The organism is Dolichospermum sp. UHCC 0406 (assembly GCF_009712025.1).
Lineage (GTDB): Bacteria > Cyanobacteriota > Cyanobacteriia > Cyanobacteriales > Nostocaceae > Dolichospermum > Dolichospermum lemmermannii.
Map to the genome: position 1 here is coordinate 1 of NZ_VILA01000046.1, position 1,084 is coordinate 1,084.

The following is a 1,084-nucleotide window of genomic DNA, read 5'->3' on the forward strand; positions in this document are numbered from 1 at the left end:
CTGCGGTGGCGATATCGCGCTGTTGGGTATATCCGCAGTTATGGCAAACATGAGTTCTTGCGGCTAAACTCTTCTTTTCTTGATTTCCGCATTTTGGACAGGTTTGAGATGGTTTTACCTTCTTTGTAGGAACTTCTACAAATAAGCCACCAATGTCTGATAATTTCGCTTTTAGAGCGTCCCTTATCATCCCCATTCCCACATCAAGAATTGATTTATTTAGTCCTGCCTTTTGTTTTTTACGTTTACCCTTCGACAAGCTCAGGGCATCGCCTTTCTTAGCTTTGGCACTCATTTTTTTGACTTCTAATTTTTCAGTAACTACCGTGCTATTACCGCTGATTATTCGTGTAGTTTCTTGGTGAACAAAGTTCTGTCTTTGGTTAGCAACTTTTCTCGAAAGTTTACTAACTAACTTCTGAACTTTCTTCCACCTTCTAGAAGCCTTAACTTTCTTTTTGACCCTTGGGCTTCGCTCAGGGTCAACAGTGAGCGAAGCCGAACTGTTGAAATTGGGAGAACGCTTTCGACGTTTTGATTTACCCAACTCTTGATTTTTTTGTTCTGCTTTTCGGAAAAACCGAGGTGCAGCTACTAAACCATTTTCTTCACCATTTGTCCAAGCAATTGCATCATTACAACCTAAATCAATGGCCATAACACCATTATCAGTTTTGCGGCTATTCTTTAACAAAGTATCATCAATTTCTAAGACGATGGAAGCATACCATTGACCATTGCGGTTAACGATATCCAAAGCTTTAGGATGATCCCAAAGTCTAGCTTTACCCCGCATTTTAATTTGACCAATCTTTGATAATTCTAAATAGCCGTTATCCCCTGTGCTATGTACTTTCCAACCCGTAAAAGATGGGTAAGTCCAACCGGAATAATGGCGAATTGACTTGAATATAGGATACTTTCCTAGTCCCTTGAAAAACCTTCCAAAAGCAAAATCAACCCGTTTTAATGTGGCTTGTAATGCTTGGGAATTAATTACTTTATATTCTATCCAGACTTCTTTGAAATCCGGTAAACAGTTCTGTTGTTCAAAGTAAGAAACAGTTTTACCAAACTTTTTATA

1 protein-coding gene is annotated in these 1,084 nt (G+C 38.8%); it reads right to left on the reverse strand.

What is annotated here, in order from left to right; genetic code table 11:
• Positions 1–1,084, reverse strand: a 1,084-nt coding sequence (locus FJR09_RS24255; protein WP_168654222.1) for an RNA-guided endonuclease TnpB family protein, incomplete at both ends; no start/stop codon positions are given.